Annotated in this window: 17 protein-coding genes and 1 pseudogene; 6 read left to right on the forward strand and 12 right to left on the reverse strand. The window is 68.4% G+C overall.

All coding sequences use genetic code 11. From position 1 onward, the window contains the following. Nucleotides 1-21: 21 nt before the first annotated feature. Entirely contained in the window at nucleotides 22-2364 is a 2343-nt protein-coding gene (locus GY812_08780; GenBank protein MCP4435572.1) for an arylsulfatase, read from the forward strand. A gap of 21 nt (nucleotides 2365-2385) precedes the next feature. Here the strand turns inward: GY812_08780 and GY812_08785 are convergent, their stop codons facing one another. From GY812_08785 to GY812_08805, 5 genes are all read right to left on the reverse strand, one after another. Then, on the reverse strand, nucleotides 2386-3531 hold the full coding sequence (locus tag GY812_08785; GenBank protein MCP4435573.1) for a hypothetical protein: 1146 nt from the start codon (nucleotides 3529-3531) through the stop codon (nucleotides 2386-2388). Next, nucleotides 3528-4250: a hypothetical protein gene (locus GY812_08790; GenBank protein MCP4435574.1), complete on the reverse strand. Its 723-nt coding sequence runs from the start codon at nucleotides 4248-4250 to the stop codon at nucleotides 3528-3530. Before GY812_08790 ends, GY812_08785 begins: the two co-directional genes overlap by 4 nt. A 75-nt stretch (nucleotides 4251-4325) precedes the next feature. After that, on the reverse strand, nucleotides 4326-5156 hold the full coding sequence (locus GY812_08795) for an enoyl-CoA hydratase/isomerase family protein (GenBank protein ID MCP4435575.1): 831 nt from the start codon (nucleotides 5154-5156) through the stop codon (nucleotides 4326-4328). 35 nt (nucleotides 5157-5191) lie between these two features. After that, nucleotides 5192-6037 carry a hypothetical protein gene (locus GY812_08800; GenBank protein ID MCP4435576.1) on the reverse strand — a complete coding sequence of 282 codons (846 nt, stop codon included), beginning with the start codon at nucleotides 6035-6037 and terminating at the stop codon, nucleotides 5192-5194. A 59-nt stretch (nucleotides 6038-6096) separates the two neighbouring features. Continuing rightward, nucleotides 6097-7383: an NAD(P)/FAD-dependent oxidoreductase gene (locus tag GY812_08805; protein ID MCP4435577.1), complete on the reverse strand. Its 1287-nt coding sequence runs from the start codon at nucleotides 7381-7383 to the stop codon at nucleotides 6097-6099. A gap of 40 nt (nucleotides 7384-7423) precedes the next feature. Here GY812_08805 and GY812_08810 point away from each other — a divergent pair, with 40 nt between their 5' ends. Next, entirely contained in the window at nucleotides 7424-7759 is a 336-nt protein-coding gene (locus tag GY812_08810) for a hypothetical protein (GenBank protein ID MCP4435578.1), read from the forward strand. Here GY812_08810 and GY812_08815 read toward each other — a convergent pair. Continuing rightward, complete coding sequence (locus GY812_08815) at nucleotides 7730-8668, reverse strand: hypothetical protein (protein ID MCP4435579.1); 939 nt, start codon at nucleotides 8666-8668, stop codon at nucleotides 7730-7732. The genes GY812_08810 and GY812_08815 overlap by 30 nt on opposite strands. 20 nt (nucleotides 8669-8688) lie before the next feature. Here GY812_08815 and GY812_08820 point away from each other — a divergent pair. From GY812_08820 to GY812_08835, 4 genes and pseudogenes are all read left to right on the forward strand, one after another. Continuing rightward, nucleotides 8689-9603 (forward strand): annotated as a pseudogene (locus GY812_08820) (alpha/beta hydrolase). A gap of 334 nt (nucleotides 9604-9937) precedes the next feature. Further along, entirely contained in the window at nucleotides 9938-11290 is a 1353-nt protein-coding gene (locus tag GY812_08825) for an ABC transporter substrate-binding protein (protein MCP4435580.1), read from the forward strand. After that, complete coding sequence (locus tag GY812_08830; GenBank protein MCP4435581.1) at nucleotides 11287-12090, forward strand: ABC transporter ATP-binding protein; 804 nt, start codon at nucleotides 11287-11289, stop codon at nucleotides 12088-12090. Before GY812_08825 ends, GY812_08830 begins: the two co-directional genes overlap by 4 nt. Further along, nucleotides 12087-15017 (forward strand): ATP-binding cassette domain-containing protein, encoded by a 2931-nt coding sequence (locus GY812_08835; protein MCP4435582.1) that lies wholly within the window; start codon nucleotides 12087-12089, stop codon nucleotides 15015-15017. The genes GY812_08830 and GY812_08835 overlap by 4 nt, the downstream gene beginning before the upstream one ends. A 3-nt stretch (nucleotides 15018-15020) precedes the next feature. Here the strand turns inward: GY812_08835 and GY812_08840 are convergent, their stop codons facing one another. The 6 genes from GY812_08840 to GY812_08865 all read right to left on the reverse strand — a co-directional run bounded on the left by GY812_08840 (nucleotide 15021) and on the right by GY812_08865 (nucleotide 20640). Then, on the reverse strand, nucleotides 15021-16112 hold the full coding sequence (locus GY812_08840; GenBank protein ID MCP4435583.1) for a hypothetical protein: 1092 nt from the start codon (nucleotides 16110-16112) through the stop codon (nucleotides 15021-15023). 62 nt (nucleotides 16113-16174) lie between these two features. After that, nucleotides 16175-17107, reverse strand: a complete 933-nt coding sequence (locus GY812_08845) for a DMT family transporter (GenBank protein MCP4435584.1) — start codon at nucleotides 17105-17107, stop codon at nucleotides 16175-16177. Continuing rightward, nucleotides 17086-17775: a hypothetical protein gene (locus GY812_08850; GenBank protein MCP4435585.1), complete on the reverse strand. Its 690-nt coding sequence runs from the start codon at nucleotides 17773-17775 to the stop codon at nucleotides 17086-17088. Before GY812_08850 ends, GY812_08845 begins: the two co-directional genes overlap by 22 nt. A 41-nt stretch (nucleotides 17776-17816) precedes the next feature. Continuing rightward, nucleotides 17817-18578 carry an arylmalonate decarboxylase gene (locus GY812_08855; GenBank protein ID MCP4435586.1) on the reverse strand — a complete coding sequence of 254 codons (762 nt, stop codon included), beginning with the start codon at nucleotides 18576-18578 and terminating at the stop codon, nucleotides 17817-17819. Between the two features lie 26 nt (nucleotides 18579-18604). Continuing rightward, the gene (locus tag GY812_08860; GenBank protein ID MCP4435587.1) at nucleotides 18605-20053 is read right to left on the reverse strand and encodes an aldehyde dehydrogenase; all 1449 of its coding nucleotides are present in this window, start codon (nucleotides 20051-20053) and stop codon (nucleotides 18605-18607) included. After that, complete coding sequence (locus GY812_08865) at nucleotides 20053-20640, reverse strand: hypothetical protein (protein MCP4435588.1); 588 nt, start codon at nucleotides 20638-20640, stop codon at nucleotides 20053-20055. The genes GY812_08860 and GY812_08865 overlap by 1 nt, the downstream gene beginning before the upstream one ends. Nucleotides 20641-20642: the final 2 nt, after the last annotated feature.

Below are 20642 nucleotides of genomic sequence, written 5' to 3' on the forward strand. Positions count from 1 at the left end.
CGGGCTGTAACGTCGCCCGCCATGAGCGAGCCGCCGCGACTCCCACCGGACCCGTCGGACCCGACCGCCCCGTATGCCGGCCATCCCGGGCCGGTCGGCCGGGTCTACGCCACATCGGAGCCCTGGTGGCCACCACGCCCCACCGCTCGTCAGGGCGCACCCAACATCGTGGTGATGCTGGCCGACGATCTCGGCTATTCCGACCTGGGTTGCTACGGCTCAGAGATCCGAACTCCCAACCTCGATGCCCTTGCCGCCGGCGGCCTTCGGTACACCGACTTCCACGCCTATCCCATGTGCTCGCCCACCCGGGCAGCATTGCTGACCGGGCTCGAACCACACCGTGCGGGGATCGGCCACGTCGCCCATTCGGATCCCGGCTTCCCTGGCTACTCCATGACACTCACCGACCAGGCCCCCACGGTCGCCGAGCTGCTGCGCGCCGACGGCTACCAGACACTGATGGTCGGCAAGTGGCACCTCACCAAGGACTCAGAGCAGAACGACGCTGCTGACCGGTCGTCGTGGCCGTGCCAGAAGGGGTTCGACCGCTACTACGGGTTCCTCGACGCGTTCACCAACTTCCACCACCCGCACCGCCTGATAGAGGACAACCACGCGGTGCGCACCGACACGTATCCCGAGGACTACTTCGTCACCGACGACTTCACCGACCGTGCCATCTCGATGATCCGTGAGACGAAGGGGTCCAAGCCGGACAAGCCGTTCTTCCTGTACTTCTCGCAGGCCGCGATGCACGCGCCCATCCAGGCTCGGGCGGAGGACATCGAGGCCCACAGGGGCAACTACGACGCGGGCTGGGACGCGATCCGCGAAGCCAGGTTCGAACGCCAGAAGGCTCTGGGTCTGGTGGAACCCGACACCGTGCTTCCCTCCCGCAACGACGAGGAAGGCGACGAGGTACCGGCATGGGACGACCTCGACGACGACCAGAGGCGGCTGTACGCCCGGTACATGGAAACCTACGCGGGTCTGCTGACCAACATGGACGACAACGTGGGGCGCCTCCGTTGCGCGCTCGAGGAGATGGGGGAGTGGGACAACACGCTGTTCATCTTCACCTCCGACAACGGCGGGTCACGCGAGGGCGAGGCCATCGGAACGACCGCCTACTTCCGCACGCTTCACTTCGATCGGGTCGGGCGCGAGGAGCCCTTCGAGGAGGACCTGGCCCGCATCGACGAGGTCGGAGGGCCGACCAACCTGCCCCACTACCCGCGGGGGTGGGCCATGGTGTCGAACACGCCGTTTCGGCTCTACAAGATCAACACCCACCGAGGAGGCCACTCGGTGCCTTTCATCGCGTCGTGGCCGGGTGCGGGCATCAGCGGCGGTGAGCTGCGAGACCAGTACGTGCACGTGACCGACCTGTTTCCCTCGATGCTCGAGGTGGCCGGGGTGGATCGGCCGGCCGAGTGGAACGGCGCACCGGCCCTCACCACCATCGGCAATTCGATGATCCCCACCCTCACCGACGCGTCTGCCGGCGGTCATGAGGGTGACGTGATGATGGAATGCGAGGGCAACCGGGGGTACCGGCGCGGGCAATGGGAGGCCGTGGCTCGACACAGGATCCGCACGCCGTTCGGCGAGGACCGCTGGGAGCTGTTCGACGTCGATGCCGACCCCACCCAGGTCAACGACCTCGCCGCGGAGCACCCCGGGCTGGTCGAGGAACTGCGTGAACTCTGGGATGCATCGGCGTGGGACAACCAGGTGTTCCCGCTCGACGAAGGCACGGGCTACAAGTTCCTGATCCGCCCTCCCTGGAACGACGTGTTCGAGGAGCCCGTGGTCCTGTACCCCGGTGAGGCCACTCTCGAACGATGGCGGTCCCAGCGCCTCATCCTCTGGCGCAACGTGGAGATCACGGCCTCTGTCACGATCGGCGAGGGCGACCTGGGGATCCTGTTGGCACACGGTGACCAGGGAGGGGGCTACTCGCTCTACATCGACGACACCGGCGAGCTGGTTGCCGCACACAACGGCTACGGCCTCGAGAGCGAGGTTCGTGGTCCGGTTGTGCCTCCGGGCGAGCACGAGCTCGGCCTCTCCATAGAGGCACCCGGGGATGACTGCTGGAACTTCGTGCTGCGAATCGACGGCGATGAGGTCGCTCGCGTCGATGGGCTGCGGCTCCTCATGGCCATGGCGCCGTTCGAGGGAATCGACGTCGGACTCGACCGTCGCTCACCGGTTTGTTGGGACGTGTATCAGCGTCATGGAGCCTTTCGGTTCACCGGCAGGCTCCACCATGTGAGCTACCAGCCCGGCGAGCCGGCACCGGATGCTCCTACTGGCATGGTCGACTTCCTGCGCGATTGGGGCCGGGGCTTCGAGTAGGGGCACACCGCCGGGGATGGCTCAGCGGGGGCGCTCGATGGCTGCCTCGATGCCGTGCACGGCCACGCTCAGCGGGCTGGTGGTGAACAGGTCGACCAGTGGCCCACCACCGATCTGGATGCCCGAGGAGCTCTCGGTGACCGTGTACTGCCCCGACCAGTCGACGCGCGCGTAGCCGAGCCAGTCCGGGCGATCGCCCCGCGACGCGTCGTTGAGCTTCCCGAACACGATCGCGCAGGCGTCGGGCCGCCCTGCCAACGCCATCGGGCTGGCTGCCCGGTCCGAGTTCTCCTGATCGGCTCTCGCCAGGTCGTGGTAGCTGGCGCCGAGCCCGGAGCACTCGACCGTCTCGGTGTCGCCCGGCTCACCGCCGTACAGGGTGACTCGCCGGGGCTGCGCCCGCACGGTCACCGTGCGGCCACCGAAGTGCAGGGTTGCGGTGACCTCACCGACGTCGCGCACCCAGGCGAACAGCGGTTCGCCGATTAGGGCGTCTATGACCGCCCTGCCGTCCTGGAGGGGAGGAGTGGTGTGGATCCTGGGCGCGCCGAGGTGGTCGATGCGGGTCGCACGCGAGATGAGGGCGGTCTCGTCACCGTCGGACCAGTTGACCGCCTCGGTGTGGCTGGTCGACTTCATCGCGTCGGCGGCACCACCGCAGATTCGCACCTTGAGCGACCACACCGTGAAGTGCGTTCGCGGTGCCAGCGTGGTCGTCGTGGAGGAGGTGGTGGTGCTCGCCGGGACCGTCGCGGTCGGGGTGGACGTCGTCGGCCGCGGCTCTGTCGTGGTGGCCGTGGTGGTCGTGGTGGCCGTGGTGGTCGTGGTGGTCGTGGTGGTCGGCCACGCCCTCACCACGTCGCGGTTGGCGAACTGCCTGATCACATCCTGGAACTCGCTGGCCAGCAGGCTCGGGCGCGATGCGAGAACGTGGATCAGGAATATGACCTGGGTGTCGGTCAGCGTGTGCCACAGACAATCGGGAGGCTTTGCTCCGCCTCCTGCCGAGCGCCGACCGGAGCCGGCCGCGATGATCGACGAGATGATCCGGTCGCCGTCGGCCTTCGCTCCTGCGCCGATGCCGCCCGCGGCGGCGGGTGGTGCCAGCAGGAGAGTCGAGAAACCGAGCGCGGCTACGAGGGCCATCGCTGCGACGCGGCGGTTCATGGGCCGTCCTCCAACGTTTCGGCCTCACGCTTCAGCGCCTGTGTGACCTGTGCCGGGCATGGGTCGCCGACACCAGCGCCCAAGGGCCGCTCGTCCTCCACGGATTCCACGAGGTCGCTCACGCGCAGCCGGCCATCGTCTGTGCGAATGGCTTCGCCATGACCGTTGTTGGTGAACGGCACGTCATCGAGCTTCTCGCCGGTATCCACGTCGACCCAGTGGAACGGCGAGTACACGCAGTGTTCGAATCGGACCCTCCCGTCGCCGAGGTCTTCGATGTCGAGCACCGCGACGCGCCGTACGACACCTGCGTCGTCGGGGGCCATCCAGCGCCGGTTGTCGTGGTATTCGGTGCCGAGGTGCGAGCGAACGTAGGTGTCCAGCTCCGAGCCGGCGACCGTCACTGCGTGCCATCTGGCAACAGCCGGGTTGTCCGGGTCCTGGAGTGCGCCCGCGTCGGCTGCGATCGCGGCGACAGCGATGTCATAGCGGGCGAACAGGTCGTCGAGCTCGGTGCGCACGGCCCGTCTCCGCCCATCCGGCTGGGTGGTCGTGGGTGCGGGGCCGGCCCGGCTGTCCACACGCCTTGGCGACGCTTCCTCGCCGGGCCGTGACTCCGGCACCGGTTGCACGGCCTCGACGTCGCCGGCCCCGCTGCACGCCCCGGCGCCGGCCAGGCAGCACGCCACGAGCGCGGCCGTCCATCTCTTTCCCACCATCGCAGCACAACCCTTCCTCGGTGTCGCTACTCGAGGGGAGTCTGATCGACGGTGGTCGGGTGAGACAAGTGCGCGTCAGCGGATCCGCGGCTCGATCCGCTTGCCGCTGGAGAAGGCCGCCTGGCCCTCGGCGAGGGAATCGTCGTCGGTGCCGAGGGCGATGAGCGCCCAGCCCTGGGCCAGTGCCTGGCTTCGGGTGCCCTCGAGGCCCGCCCAGAGCGACCTCAGGGTGCCCTGCACGGCCAGCGGCGGAGCGCTTGCCACGATCGAGGCGTAGGCCGAGGCCGCGTCCAGCAGCTCGTTGCCATCGACCACTTCGCTGACCATGCCCATCGATTGCGCGGTCGGTGCCGAGATCCGCTCATGTGTGCCGGCCAGCGACATGCGCACGAGTTCGCCGAAGGGCATCTTGTGCAGCATGTGCAGCGGCTCGAACGTGGCGGTCATCCCATAGGTGACATGCGGATCGAAGAACGTGGCGTGCTCGGCGGCGAACAGCACATCGCACTCACCCAGCATGTAGAACGCACCGCCACAGGCCATGCCGTTGACAGCCGCGATCACCGGCTTCCACAGGTCGGAGGTCTTGGGTCCGAGCCGCTCACCCGGGTCGTCGAAGTGAAACGGTGTCGAGCCGAATCCTGCGATCCGGTCGTCTTCGTGGTCAGAGGCGGACCGGGCGCCACCGCCGCCGTCGTCGATCTGCTCGCTGCGGTCGATGCCGGTGCAGAAGGCGCGGTCACCGGTGGCGGTGAGCACCACGACCCTCACGTCATCGTCGAGGCGGAACCGACGCCAGGTGGAGTGCAGTTCCTCGACCATCTGTGCGTTGAACGCGTTGAGCACCTCAGGTCGGTCGAGGGTCACCGTGGCCACCCCGTCGTCCGCGACGTCGACCGAGATCATCTCGGTCGACGTGTACTCGAAATCGCCCACAGCGCTCACCAGCCCCTGAACTCGGGAGAGCGCCGCTCGCGGAAGGCCTGCATGCCTTCGGCGAAGTCGCCGCTGGCAGTGAGCCAGTCCTGCGCAGCCGCCTCTTCCTCGAACGCCGTGTGCCGGCCAGACTCGAAGCTGCGGTTGATCATTCCCTTGGTGAGGGCCAGGGCCTTGGTCGGCATCGCAGCCAGCCTGCCCGCCAGCTCGTCGACCTCCGCCCTGAGCTCGTCGGCCGGCACCACCTTGTTGGCGATGCCGAGCTCGCCACACCGCCCGGCGGGCACGTCCTCGGCCAGGAACATCATCTCCTTGGCGATGTGCGGTCCGACCAGCTTGGGCAGCAGGTACGCGCCCCCGGCGTCGGGCAGGATGCCGCGCCGGGTGAATACCTCGACCAGCTTGGCCGAGTCGGCCATCACCACGAGGTCAGCGGCGAGCACTAGTTGCGCGCCGCCGCCGGCGGCCGTGCCGTTGACTGCGGCCACCACCGGCTTCTCGCAGTCGAGGATCGAGGCGACGAGACGCTGCCAGCCGCGACGGATCATGCGCGCTGCCTCGCCCATCACCCGATCCGGTGCCCCCTCGGGCTTGGGCGGTGTCGGGTTCTGCGCGCCGCCGAGGTTGGCGCCGGTGCAGAAGTGCCGCTCGCCGGCCGCGCCCAGGACCACACAACGCACTGCGAGGTCGGCTGATGCCCACTCGATTCGGTCTGTGATGCGGTCGCGCATGGCGGCGTTCAGCGAGTTGCCCTGTCCGGGCGCATTGATCGTGATGCGGGCAATGCCGTCGTCGACTTCGTAGTTGACGAGCTCCTCGACGCTCGGCTCCTGTCGTTCTTCTTCACTCATGGGCCGCCTGCCCTTCCTGGTTCGACCTTCGCCGTTGATTGACCTGACGGCCCGTCAGACTAGGCGCGGCGCTCCGGCGGCACTTCCTCGGAGATGATGCGGCTCCCACGGTCCCAGGTGATGTAGTTCCACGCCCAGTTGACCATCACGTTCAGCCGGTTGCGGAAGCCGATCAGCATGAACAGGTGCAGCACCAGCCAGGCTACCCAGCCGATCCGGCCCCGGAACCGGATGCCTCCGGGAAGCTCCACCACCGCGTCGTTGCGTCCGATGGTGGCCATTGAGCCTTTGTCGGAGTACTCGAACGCACCGGTCGGCTCGCCCCGAAGCCGGTTGCGGATCACGCCGGCAGAGAAGCGCGCACCCTGGATCGCCACCGGCGCTACCTGAGGCAACGGGTCGCCGTGGCGATTCGTCGAGGCCGCCATGTCGCCGACCACGAACACCTCCGGATGGTCGGGCACGGTGAGGTCGTCGTTCACCACCACCCTTCCGGCCTTGGTGAGCTCGACGCCCAAGGCCTCACTCAGGGGGTTGGCGCGCACGCCGGCGGTCCAGATCATCGTGCCGGTCGGGATCGTGGAGCCGTCGGCCAGCTCCACACGGTCCTCGGCCACCCGTGACACCGCTGTCTGCAGCATCACCTCGACGCCCCGCGCCTCGAGGGTGTCGCGGGCGTTGGACGACAACTCCTCGCTGAAGGGCGCCAGCAGCCTGTCGCCCATCTCCACGAGCACGATCCGCGCGGAGCGGAGGTCGAGGCCGGGGTAGTCCTTGCGCAGCACTCCGTTGAGGAGTTCCGAGAGGCCACCGGCCATCTCGACTCCGGTCGGGCCACCTCCGCCCACCACGATGGTGAGGGTGCCGTCATCCAAGTGGGTGGGATCCGCATCCGCCCGCTCGAAGCAGGTGAGCACGTGGGACCGCAGGTCAAGTGCATCACGCAGCGACTTCAGGCCGAAGGCGTGTTCCTCGACGCCGGGGATCCCGAAGCTGTCGGTAACGGCGCCTGCGGCCAGAACGAGGCTGTCATAGGTGAGGTCGCCACCGTCGGCGAGCTGGACGACGCGGTGGTCGAGGTCGATCCCGGCCACCCTGTCCAGGCGTACCCGGGCGTTGCTCTGGCCGGAGAAGATCCCGCGCACGGGAAAGCAGATGTCGTCGCTGTCGAGCCCGGCGGTGGCCACCTGGTAGAGCAGTGGCTGGAAGGTGTGGTGGTTGCGCGAGTCGACCACCGTCACGTCGACCGGCGTGTCCGCCAGGGCCTTGGTGGCCTCGAGCCCGCCGAAGCCGGCGCCGACGACGACCACCCTGTGCTTGTGCCCTGCGGGCAGGTCCGACGCCATTGTCCTCCGATCGGGGTTCAGCAGTCCGTACTGTGGGCCCATGCCTCGAGCGGATGACGAGCTGCGCCCAGCAGGGTTCAGGCTAGCGGCGGCCATCATGATCCTGGTCGTGTGCCTGGTGGCAGTCTTGGTGCCGACATCCGTTGTGGGCGCTGGCCAAGCCGGCGGCGAGCCGAACACTACGGAGCCGGCGGGCGAGGACACCACGAGTCCCGAGAGCTCTGGCGAGGACGCGACCGCACCTGCCACCTGGTTCTGGTACGTGCTCGCAGGCGCAGCGGCCGGCGGTGTCGCCGTATTCCTGGTCAACAGACGGCGCGCCAGTGAGGGGTCGGGCGTCGGCTCGTCAGGCGCCGGCGGTTCGCCCGAGTCGTGAGCCGATCGCTGCAGCTGCCCGCGCGGGCGACTCGGGGTCGGTGCCGAGGAACCACGACGGCTCGGTGAGCTCCAGCTCGAGCAGGACCGGGGCTCCGCCGTCGGCCTCCAGCAGGTCGACCCGGGCATAGAGGGGCTCGGTGGAGAACCGACCGGTCGACCACTGCACGACTTGCCGCGCCAGTTCGAGTTGGTCGCGTGTCGCGATGGCAGGGTCAATCCGCTCCAGGGCGAACAGGCCGTGGTCGGCCTCACCACCGGGGGCCAACAAGGCGGCCTTGCGGAAGGCGTGCGAGAACCGTCCCTCGAAGAAGACCAGCCCTGTCTCGCCCACATGGTCGACCGATCCGAGGTAGGGCTGGAACATCGCCGTGCGGCCTTCGTCGATGATGCGGCGAGCCAGGTGCAGCGCGTCGGTCGCGTTGGAGGAGTCGAAGCGACCGGTGTCCTTCGACCCGGCGGACACAGACGGCTTGACCACGAACTCACCGCCATCGGCGAGGCTCTCTATCAGTGTTGACGTCAGGTCGGGAGGGTCCCCACGGCTGGCGAAGCTGGTGGCGACGACCGGCAATCCGGCTTCGGCGAGGTCGTGGAGGTAGCGCTTGTCGGTGTTCCACTCGATGAGCGGATAGGGGTTGGCGAGCTGGGTCGAAGCATCCACTGACGAGGCCCACTGCAGGAACTGGTCACGCCGGCGCGCGTAGTCCCATGTCGAGCGCACCACCACGAGCTCGGAGGCCGACCAGTCGACCTCCGGGTCGTCCCAGACCGCTGGCGCGGAGGGGATCCCGGCTGCCTCGAGAGCCTGCGTGAGCGCCTGGGCATCCTCATCGAGCTCCCAGGCCTGCCGTGCGGTTGCCAGCAGTACGTGCGGAAACCGGTCGTTCCGGTTGGCGTCGGGACCCACTGGCACAGCACGCTACACACATGGACGCGGCGATCGTGCGCTCGGCGCACTTCTCGGTGAGGGTGGATCTTGCGGCGGCGCCGCACGACACCGCCCATGCGCGGTTGTTCTATCCGGCCGCGCCCACCGGCTCGGACTCCGAGCGGCTGACCGGCGAGATCCCGCCGGACCGAACGGGCGCGCCGTTGCCGGTCGTGGTCATGCTCCCGGCCGTCAACGTCGGGGCCGACTCCTACCGCTGGTTGGCTGTCGAACTGGTCCGCCGCGGGTTCGCAGCCGTCACCTACGACCATGTCGGCGAGCTGATGCCGGGTCAGGTCGGCCTGTCGCCGGGCATCGACCTGGCCGCTCTCGGGCCGGGCAATTTCGGCACGCGGCCATCGGCCACGGCACTCGGACCGATCCTGGCTGGCCTGGAGTCGATCAACACGGATGGACCGCTCGCCGGAATGCTCGACCTCGGCCACGTCGCCCTGGGTGGCCATTCCGCTGGCGGCACGGTGGCGCTGGAGAACGCGGACCCGCAGTGGTTCCCGGGCGTGGCGTCTGTGTTCAGCTACGGCAGCCACACGATGCCGGTCGCGGTGCTGGGTCACCCGGAGGGGGCGGTGCTCCCGGTTGGACCGGTGCCCGCCCTCGTGGTCGCCGGCGCGGAGGACGGCGTGATCAACGCATCGTCTGACCGCTATGGGCGCGAGGTCGGTGCCGAGGACCACTCACCGGTCGACCGGACCTTCGCCGAGGGCATCCGCCGGGGATCGACCGGCTACGAGGTCGTGCTGGCTGGGTCCAACCACCTGCTCGTTTGCTCACCGGCCGACCCCACGAGCGCCCGGGGCTTCCTCGACGCCGAGCCGTCGACGGACCCCGAAGCTGCGAGAAGGCTGTACGCGGACGTGGTGGAGGCGTTCCTGCGCCGGCACTTGCTGGGTGACGACTCGGTCGGCCCGCTGGCGCTTCTCGACGGCTCCCCGCTGGCCGTCAGTGCGCGCGGCAAGGGGCCCGGCGCCGGCTGAATGCCACGGATCATCGGGGACTCGCCACCGCCGGGCTCATCGGCAAACCGGGAGTTGACTCGCTGCTCGCGTGCCATGGCGACGATTGTGCCGGGTGCGGCACGATCCCCCAGCGGCCGGGGCATCACGGCATTGCCCCGCACTGCGGAGCACACGTAAGATCGTGTTCTGTAACGGCGTTTCGCTCAGCGGAACAGGCGTAGCGCCGGTGGGGTTTGCCGGTGGCACTGGCGGAGGAGAACGAGTGGTGACCGTGGGGGAACAAGCCAAGCGACGTTTTCGTCATGGCCGACGCCACCTGGCTGTCGCCGGCCTGCTGGCGGTTGCCCTCCTGGCTTCCGCCTGCAGTGGATCCACCACCAGCGGTGCTGCAGCGGCCGAGTTCGAGGGAAGCGATGAGCCAGGCCCCGGAGTCACCGCCGACACGGTGAAGATCGGCTTCACCATCCTCGACAGCGCGTCGCTCGAGGCGGCGCTGAAGATCGAGTTCCCGGACCAGGGTGACCAGGAAGCCCAGATCGCCGCGCTCGTGGAGTGGATCAACGCCAACGGGGGGATCGGTGGCCGCCAGGTCGAACCCGTGGTGCGCACCTTCGAGGCGCTCTTCGACACCGCCGAGTCAGAAGAGAAGCTGTGCAACGAGTTCACCCAGGACGACGAAGTGTTCGCCGTGATGATGTGGGGCATGTTCCAGGAGAACCTGCGGCCGTGCTTCGCGGCCAACGACACCGTGATGCTGGAGCACACTCTCTACCCGTTGCCCGAGCAGACGATGCGCGACCTGGCGCCCTACTACATGGCCCCCAACTTCGCGACCTACGAAGACATCATCCGCGGCCTTGGCGGCGTGTTCGAGGAGACAGGCTTCCTCGATGGCGGCACCGTGGGGGTCATCGGCGTCGACTCCGAGGCCAACCGCGCGATCTACGAAGACCAGCTCGGCCCGATGCTCGATGAAGCCGGCACGCCGGCGGTAGCGGTGCGGTGGATCGATCTGAAGGACTCGGCCAACACCCGCGCCGGCTACGAGCAGGCGATCATCGCCTACAAGGCCGCGGGCGTCGACCGGCTGATCACGCTCGGCGGCTCCCGCCTGCTGTCGTTCTTCCTCGACTTCGCCACCAAGCAGGACTTCGCGCCGCGGCTCGTTCTCACCTCGTACGACAACGTCGACTTCAACAACATCAACTACCCCGAGGAGATGGCGGACGCGGTCGGCCTGTCGGCGTCGCCGTCGTGGGACTTCGTCGAGTCGCAGCTGGCCTCCCCGGCCAACGACGAAGAGGCCAAGTGTGCCCAGGTGCTCATCGATGCCGGCATCGAGCCGGGCGGGCGCGAGAACGCTCGCAACGGCCAGTTCTACTGCGACGGGCTGCTGTTCCTGGCGGCCGCCGCGGAGCAGGCCGGCATGGACTCGGGCACACCGATGAACGCCGCCAACCTGTACCAGGGGGCCTTGGACCTGGGCGACACCTGGAGCTCCGGGCAGAACTACTCCACCTTGTTCGACGGCGTCGTCGCAGGCGCCGCCGGTTACCAGAGCTGGGTCATGAACCCGGGCACCGGCGAACTCGAACTCGTCGGCGAGCCCCGGGAATTCGAATGAGGCTTCGACGACAGCAAGAGGAGCAGGTGATCATGCTCAGCGGATTCCCGCCGGTGCTCGAATGCAGGGGTGTGACGGCCGGATACGGCGACGTGCAGGTCCTGTTCGGTGTCGACATGCACATCCAACGAGGTGAGGTGGTCGCCCTGCTCGGTGCCAACGGCGCCGGCAAGACCACCCTGTTGCGCGTGCTCTCCGGACTGGAACCCAGCTGGGGTGGAGAGGTCCTGCTCAACTCGGTGCCACTCGGCGACACACCCTGCTTCCGTCGCATCGGCGAGGGCATCTGCCAGATCGTCGGTGGTGAGTCGATCGCCGACGGCCTCACAGTGGGTGAACACCTGAAGCTGTGGGCATCCAGCCTCGAACGCGGCGCACCGGTCGCCGAGCGCATGCAGGAAGTGGCGGCGGTGTTCCCTCGCCTCGAGGAGCGACGCTCGCAGATGGCCTCCACCCTCTCGGGTGGTGAGAAGCAGATGCTGGCGCTCGCCAAGGCGCTGATCGTGCACCCGGACCTGCTGGTCATAGATGAGTTCTCACTCGGGCTCGCCCCGATCGTCGTGGGTGAGCTCCTGCCCGTGATCCGCCGGATCAACGAGCGGGGATCGGCTGTGCTGATGGTCGAGCAGTCGGTCAACGTGGCGCTGGCCGTGGCGCACCGTGCCTACTGCATGGAGAAGGGCGCGATGGTCTATCACGGCTCCGCCGAGCAGCTCCGTTCGCAGCCTGACCTGCTCCGCTCCGTCTACCTCGAGGGCGTCACTGCCGCGCTCGCCAGCCACGGTGGAGGCGTGCAGTGAATGCGCCGGCCGGCCTGACGGGCACGGTGATGGCCTACGAGGTCTCACCTGCCATCCTCACCCGCGGAGTGCTCACCGGCCTCGGCTACGCGCTGCTCGCCGTGGGCCTGGTGCTCGCATACCGGTCGAGCCGGTTCATCAACTTCGCCCACTCGGCGATCGGCATCTTCGCCGCGATCATCATGGGCTGGTTCGTCCAGGAGCTGGGCCTCCCGTACTGGATCGGCTTCCTGGTCGGCCTTGGCGTGGCGGCCGGTATCGGCATCGGCACCGAGTTCGTGGTGGTTCGCAGGCTGTCGGACTCGCCGCGGGTACTGGCGATGATCGCCACGCTCGGGCTGTCCCAGGTCCTGATCCTGATGGCCTCGCTGATTGCGAGCGAGGTCGGCCTCTCCAATGCCTTCCCGGCACCACCCGGCTTTCCGACCTTCGACGTGGGCGCCCTGCAGGTGGTGCCTGCGCTGAGCGCGCTCGCGATCCTGTCGCCGATCGTGCTGGTCGGCATCGGCCTCTTCCTGAGGTTCTCCAAGGCCGGCATCGGGATCCGCGCCGCCGCTTCCAACCCCGACGCCGCCGCTCTGGCCGGTGTGAGCCCCGAGCGCATGGCCCGGATCTCATGGGGCCTGGCGGGTGCCGTGGCCGCGTTCTCGGCGATCCTGTTCCTCGGTGAGGGCAACGTGCTCACTCCCGAGACGCTTGGACCGTCACTCCTGGTGCGTGGCCTCGCAGCCGCTTCCATCGCGCGTTTCCGGAACATCCCCGTTGCCGCAGCATGCGGTGTGGGCATCGGTGTGGTCGAAGCCGTGCTCGCCACGGGCGACGCGAACTCCGGGCTGATCGAGCTCGTGTTGCTGGTTGCGATCCTGGCGGCACTCGCCACCGAGCGCCGTAGCGGCCGTGAGGGCGAGACGCAGAACTGGGGGCAGCTCGCCGCCGACTCCCGCCCGCCTCTGGCCTACCGCGACATGGCCGTGTTCCGATTCGCGCCGCTGATCCTGGGCGTCGTCCTGTTGGTCGCGGCGCTCGGCCTGTCGACGTTGCTCGTGCCTTCCGACGCCGCGGTCATGAACCGAGTCGTCGCCTTTGCCATGGTCGGCGCTTCGATTGCGCTCATCACCGGCCTGGGTGGCCAGCTGACCCTGGGTCAGTTCGGAATCGCCGGTGTGGGTGCGGCTGTGTCGGTGGTGGTCGTCGACCGCGTTGGGGAGTGGAACTGGTCACCCGTCGCCGCGATGGCCGCGGGTGCAGTGGTGGCCGCCCTGCTCGGCCTTCCGGCGCTTCGGGTGCGCGGCCTCCAGTTGGGAGTCGTGACCCTCGCCTTTGCCCTCGTGGCCTCCAACTGGCTGCTCGAGCAGGAGTGGCTGCTGGGCTCTGACGGAGTCGTGCCGGGACGTCCCCTGCACTCTCCGGAAGTCGGCAGCTTCCTTCAGGTGTCGATCATCTGTCTGGCGGTCGTGTTGTTCCTCCTGCGCAACCTCCGCGTGGGGGCATTCGGCCGCAAGCTCGTGGCGGTCCGCGACAACGAGAAGGCAGCGCGCGCCATGTCGGTGTCCGCGATGAAGGTCACGGTGCAGGCCAACGTGCTCTCAGGTGCCGTGGCCGGTCTCGGCGGAGCCCTGCTGGCCCACGGCCTGTCCACCGTGCGTGCCGCCGACTTCTCGGTGGCTGCTTCCATCGACGCCGTGGCGGTCACCGTCATCGGCGGTCTCGGGTCGCTGTTCGGGTCACTGCTCGGCTCGCTGTACCTCATCGGCATTCCAGGGGTGATCGACCTGCCGATCTGGGGCCTCGCGCTGCTCAACCTCGGCTGGATCGTGCTGATCCTCGCCGTTCCCGGCGGGTTGGCCCACTTCGGCACGCGCATCAGGGTGAGGGTCCAGGACGCAATCGCCGCCTTCCTCGGTGCTGTCGAGGTGCCTCGTGACACCCCACCGCCCGACCCGCTCGACTTGGTGCCCGATCAGGCCCCGATCGTGCTCGGCGAGCTCGAGGCACACGGGCCCCAGACGCCGCCGCCGTTCAATCCGGCATCCATCATCACGGTGCCTGCACAATCCCCGCAGTACCAGGAGCCCCAGCAGTACCAGGAGCAGCCGTTGCAGCCCGGGCCCCAGGTGCAGCCGGCGTACCACCTGCCTCCCGTGCTTGCTGCCAGTGGATTGGTGAAACGCTATGGCTCGGTGCCCGCGGTCGACGGCGTCGAACTCGCGGTCTTCCCCGGTGAGGTCGTCGGGCTGATCGGTCCCAACGGTGCCGGCAAGACCACGCTGTTCGAGTTGTTGTCCGGGTTCGTGCACCCCGATGAGGGCGTTGTGGTGTTCGACGGCCACGACATCAGCTCGCTGACCCCCAACCGCCGAAGCGAGCTCGGGCTGGCCCGTTCGTTCCAGTCGGCCACGCTGTTCCCCACGCTCAGTCTGCTCGACACGGTGATGGTGGCTCGCGAGCGCCTCGCGCCCTCGACGATCAGGGAGTCGATGATCGGCCTCGGCGGCAGGGACCGCGAGCGGGAGCAGGCCGCGCTCGAGCTCATCGAGGCATTCGGCCTCGGTGAGTTCACCGAGGTTCCGGTCGGCAACCTGCCCACGGGCACCCGTCGACTCGGCGAGCTGGCCTGTGCGGTGGCGATGCAGCCGAAGCTGCTGCTGCTCGACGAGCCCTCTGCGGGCATCGCCCAGTCGGAGGTGGAGCAGCTTTCGACGGTGCTGGTAGGCCTGCGCAACAACTACGGGCTGACGATGGTGATCATCGAGCACGACCTGCCGATGCTGTCGTCGGTCTGTGACCGCATGATCGCGCTCGAGCTGGGCCGCATCATCGCCCAGGGTGCACCCCTCGACGTGCAGCGCCACCCCGAGGTGGTGCAGGCCTACATGGGAACCGAGCAGGCGGCGATCAGCCGCTCCGGTGCCCTGATCACCCTCTGACCGTCAGCCCAGCTCGTCGCGCAGTGATTGTGCAGCCTGTTCCATGGCAGCGATCTTGGCGCGGGCGGTGTCGCGGGGCAGGAACCACATGCCGCAGTCGGGAGCGAGTCCGAGCCGGTCGGGACCGCTGACCTCCATGGCTGCGCGGGCGCGCGACGCGATGTGCTCCGGCGTCTCGACGGCTGCGTCCGTGGCAAGGTCGAGCACCCCCAGCAGCACTGTCTTGTCACCGGCATGCTCCAGCAGCTCCGGTCCGTGCCCGGGTTGCTCGTACTCGAGGCTGAGCGCATCGGCGGTGGTCTGCGACAGCAATTCGACCGCCCGCTCGTACACGGGGGTGGCCCGCTTCTCCGCGATGTTCTTCGCGTATCCATAGCACATGTGCACCGCGGTGCTCGCGTCCACGCCGTCAAGGCAGCGGTCGATCGCCTCGGCCGCGAACGGCTCGACCTGACTGTGGCGGAAGTGCACCTCCGGCTCGTCGATCTGCACGAGGTCGATGCCCGCATCCGCTATCGCACGGCACTCCTTGTTGAGGGCGTCCGCCACGGCCAGGGTGAGCTTCTCCAGTGATCCGTAGTGCTCGTCGACCAGGCGAAGCGCCAGCGTGTTGGGGCCAATGACGGTCATCTTCGTCGGCCGGTCGGATTCGGCGACGAGGAAGCGGGCGGCGTCCGCGAGGATCGGGCCGTCCCAGGTGATGGGACCGACGGCGCGGGGCTGTTCGAACTTCGGCGGTGGCGGGGCTTGCTCGCCGGCTTCCTGCGCCCTTGCCTTCATCGTGAGGAACTCGCCGATGTCGTTTCGGAAGTCGGTCACCTCGCCGAGGGTTTCGTTGTCGATCCCGCCGAGCGAATAGAAGTGGCCCGAGAACGTCTGGCGACGCTGCTCGCCGTCACAGAGGAAGCTGAGGCCTGCGTCGCGCTGGTCCGTGACGGCGAGGCGCACCGCGTCGTCGAAGGCCTCGTCGCGCCGCTCCTCATCCACCCGCCACCAGGTCCCCTCCGGTCCGTAGACGAGGTCGTGGTCACAGAGCCAGTGCGGCTTGCACCATGAACCGACGATCTGCGTGGGGATCCGGGGAAGCGTGACCATGGAAACACTGTACCGCCCTGCGGAACAGTGTTTCCACCGGCTGTGTCTTCCGTGCCCGGCGCTCAGGCCTGCTCCGGGTGGCTCGCGGCGGACTCGGTGACCGCCTTCGCCGAGCGGGTGGCGAGTCGCACCCCGACCAGTGAGACGGCGGCACCGGCCACGAAGGTCACGGTCAGCGCCTCACCGAGCCACCACCAGGCGAGGACCGCCGCGGTGGGCGGGATCAGGTACAGCCACATCGCAGCCTTGGTGGCCTCCGAGCGGGCCAGGCCGGCAGCCCACAATCCGTAGCCGACCGTTGAGGATCCCACTCCCAGCCACAGCAGGTACGGCCACACGGTGCCACCGTCGGCGCTCATCGTCGACACGAAGGACGGCAGGAACACCACGAACGGGACGGTGGACAGGATCGTCGCCCAACCCGTCACCTCCAACGGCTCGTAGCGGTCCAGCAGGGGTTTCTGGCGGAGCACGAACAGCGCAGCCACCGCCGCCGAGCCGAGCACCGCGAGAGCGCCCCAGGAAAAGGAGAAGCCGCCGCCCTCGGTCGTCGCCACCACCAGCGATCCCGCGAAAGCCAGCGCAACGCCAACCCACTGCAGTCGCCTGAGTCGCTCTCCGAGCAGCGCGGGGGCAAGCAACGCGGCAATGACGGGAGCGAGGTTGACCAACACTGCGGCGGTCGAAGCGGTCACCGTCTGGGACCCCAGGTTGAGCAGGAACTGGTATCCGGACACCCCGAGCATCCCAACCACGAACAGCCTGGCGAGGTCTGCCGCCGGGGGTATGCCACGCCGGCGCAGCCGGGGTGCCATCAACAGCGCCAGCGCTGCGGACGCCACGAGCAGGCGGCCAATCACCAGTTCACCGGGTGACAACACCTCCACGGCGCGGCGAATCGCCGGAAACGCCGCGGCCCACGCCACGACCGCGACGCTCAGGAACGGCCATGCCGCGCCGCGCCGTTCGCCACTCACGGGTCGAGTGAGAACCATGCTTCGCTCGCGTCGAGCGAGAGCGCAGTGCGTGCAACCAACACCAGGTCGTCCTCGCCCGCGCCAACCTCGAACACGAGGTTGCCTGATGCCCCGGAGCCTGGTTCCAGCTCGCCCACCATGTCGAAGCGGGGCTCCGGCGGCGTGGCGAGGTTGTCGAACGACACCCGTTCCGCATCATCGGAGCCGAAAACCGACCAGAGAATCGCGGGTGCCTCGGCGTCTTCGCGGCCGGGCGCGCCGTCGAAGGCGGCCGTGACGTCGACCGCGATGTAGCGCATGGCGTTGGCCGGGGGCGGGTTGAATTCGGCGGCGGTAGCCACTGCAGCGTCGGCCTGCAGGTCCGCGGAGTTGACCGTCACGCGCCAGCCGTTGCCCAGATCGACCTCGGTGCCCATCGGCAGGGGCTCGGTGCGGGTACCCGCCTCGCCGGGGCGGCCGGAGCCGACGATCTCGGCGTTGTTGTCGCCCACGGCCTCGAGCGCCCCGCGCGACTCCTCGCTCTCGACGCTGTCGTCGCTGTCGCCTACAAGGCGCAGGGCAACCCAGATGCCTGCCCCGACCATCACGATCGCGCCCACCGCAGCCGCGACGACGAGCCACACGCGTCGTTGCCTGGTGCCGTGGGGAGCCTGCTGCGCGCCGGGGCGCGGGCTCCAATCGCTCATCGATGCTCCCGGGTGTCTAAGCCCGATTCCACCCTAAGGCGTCAGTGCTCCCGCAGCAGCGAGCCGAACCCGTGCACCTTGTCCTCGATGCCGTTGTCGCGCAGCGCCATCCACCATGTGGCGGCGTTGATGGCGATCACCGGCTTGTCCAGCCAACGCTCGGCCTCGTCTGCGATCTGGGACATGCACAGGTTGGTGCCGCACTGCACGATGGCGTCCACATCGGGTGCGTTGACCTCGTGGATCGCGTCCATCAGCTGACGTTCGGTCACCTCGGCGATCGCCACCGCGTGGGGGCACTTGAGACCCTTGATGGAGGCGACCTCGAAGCCGATGTCGGTGAAGAACTTCACCACGTTCTCGTCACCGATGGGCTGGTACGGGGTGATCACGCCGATGCGCTTCGCGCCGAACAACTTGAGTGCACGCTCGCAGCCCTCGGCGCCGGTGGCGACGTCGAGACCGTTCGAGCGGTCCTTGATCATCTTCACGAACTGCCGGTTGCCCTCGACACCATCCCAGAACGTCTCGGCCGACATGCCCATCACCATGTAGTCGGGCTGGGCGGTCATCACCCGGTCCACCGAGTGGCCGATCTCGGCGCGGATCTGCTCCAGCAGGCGGACCATGCCCTCGTCGTCGGGGAAGTGCATGTCCCGGATGTGGATGCGCGACATGTGCGGAGTCACACCCGGCACCGCCATGGCGTGGAACTCGGGCTCCACGATCGTGTTGGTGGATGGCACGATCACCCCGAACTTCTTGCGCCATCCAAGTCGGTCGGCGTTTCGTGTCTCGCTCATGGTGCTGCTCCGTTTCGGCCTGTTGATCAAGCGTTCTCGACTCCCACGACACGGGTGCCGCAGAAGAACTCGATGGTCTCGGTCGTGCCCTCGTCGGCCAGCCCGGAGATGCCCCACGCAGGGCGGGGAGCCATCAGGTGCAGGCTCATGGGCGAAGTGCCGTTTATCTTGACGCCGCCGGCGTGGATCTGGCGGCCGACGTCCATGGCGGCATCCTCGTCGGTGCCGATCACGTAGGCCTCGAGGCCGTACTGGTTGTCGTTGGCGATCCTCAGCGCATCCGCGGTGTCTGTGTACGCGTGAACCGTCGCCACCGGGCCGAAGATCTCGCTGCGCGTGTGCTCGGGGTCCACGCCGGTCACCAGCGTCGGCGACATCCAGTTGCCGCCCGCCAGGTCGCCTCCGGGCAGTGTGGAAGGCGCAAGCACAGTGCCGCCTCGGGCGACGAGTTCACCGACCCGCCCGGCCAGCATCGCGTGGTGCGCCGAGTGCACGATCGGGCCCATCATCGAGCGCTCATCGAGCGAGTCACCGATGGTCAGGCCCTCGAGTCGTGCAACCACGGCGTCAACGATCTCGGCCTCCCGTTCAGCCGGCACGATCAGGCGGCCGAGTGCCCGGCACCACTGGCCGTTGAGTGTCGTCATGAGCGCCACAGCGCCATCGGCTGCGGCGTCTGTGTCGGCGTCCGGCATGATCACCAGCGGCCCATGTCCGCCGAGTTCTAGCTGTGCCGGCTTGAGGCCCTCGGCGCAGGCATGGGCGATAGCCCGGCCGGCCACCACACCTCCGGTGAAGCTGATGGCCCGCACCCGGTCATCGGTGACGACCCGGCCACCCACCTCGGGGCCACCGTGTACGACCTGCACGACGCCCGTGGGCAGTCCGCCGGCTTCGGCGCCCCTCGCCAGCATGGCGGTGCCGTGCGGCACCCGCTCGGGCGGCTTGATGATCACCGGACAGCCCGCAGCGAGGGCCGACGCAGCCTTGTGCGCCGCCATCGGTGCGGGAGCGTTCCACGGCACGAGCAAGCCTGCCGGCCCCCAACCGAGGCGGATCACCTCGATGTCGCGTCCGGTGGGACCTTCGAGCGTTGAGCCGGTCACCCCGGCGCGCAGTTGTTCCGCGGCAAGGCGGAACGCCGCGTGGAAGATGAACGACAACATGGAGGTGGTGCCGATGGTGGCGCCGCTGCCGAGTGCCTCGACTCGGGCGCACTCGTTCGCGAGCGGCTCCAGGGCATCGGCCACACCGTCGAGCAGCTCGGCGCGCGCCTGGGGTGCAGTGGCACTCCACTGCGGGTATGCGGCCACCGATGCGGCGATGGCGCGCTCGATTCCGTCGTCGTCGGTCGCCATCTGCGACTGGAGCACCTCACCCGTGTTGGGGTCCTCGATGGTTTCGCCGCGGTCACGGGTGGCGGGAGTCCACTCACCAGCGATGAAGTCGATCTGCTCGGGAAGGGTGCGGTCCATCACTGCTCCTGGTTGGTTCGTTCGTCGGTCGCGAAGTGCGGCGTCACGTCCCGCAGTTCATGCACCGGCGCACCCGGCCCACGGGGGTCGAGCTCGTGGCGCCGGGACGTGTCGGTGGTGAGCCGCTCACCTGTGACGAGCATCGTGCGCACGAGCGGGCCGTGGCGGTACAGCACTGTGGTGCGCCAGCGACGGTCCCCGTCGAGGCGGATGTGGTCGGGCTCGCTGTAGCGGCCGAGGCCGGGCTCCTGCCATGACTCCGGCACGAACCAGATGATCCCGGGGCCGCCGGACACACCCACGTGCTGGGGAGCATCGGGTCCCAGTTTGCGGAACCTCAGCACGCCGTCGACGAGATCGGACTCGAACGTGCGGACCTTCGCCTCGCGCCCCCCGAACGTCACGTTCGACTGCGTGACGGTGGAGCCGTCGAAGTCGAAGTACACGAGGTTGTCGTAGGGGAACGGTCCGGGAACTCCACCGTGGAGGTCCTCTGTGACGGGCGCGCCATCCGGGTCGAACGCCTCGAGATGGTCGTGCCACACGCCCACCATGGCGGCCAGGTCCTCCGCTAGCGGTGAGCCCATTT

The organism is Actinomycetes bacterium (genome assembly GCA_024222295.1).
GTDB lineage: Bacteria > Actinomycetota > Acidimicrobiia > Acidimicrobiales > Microtrichaceae > JAAEPF01.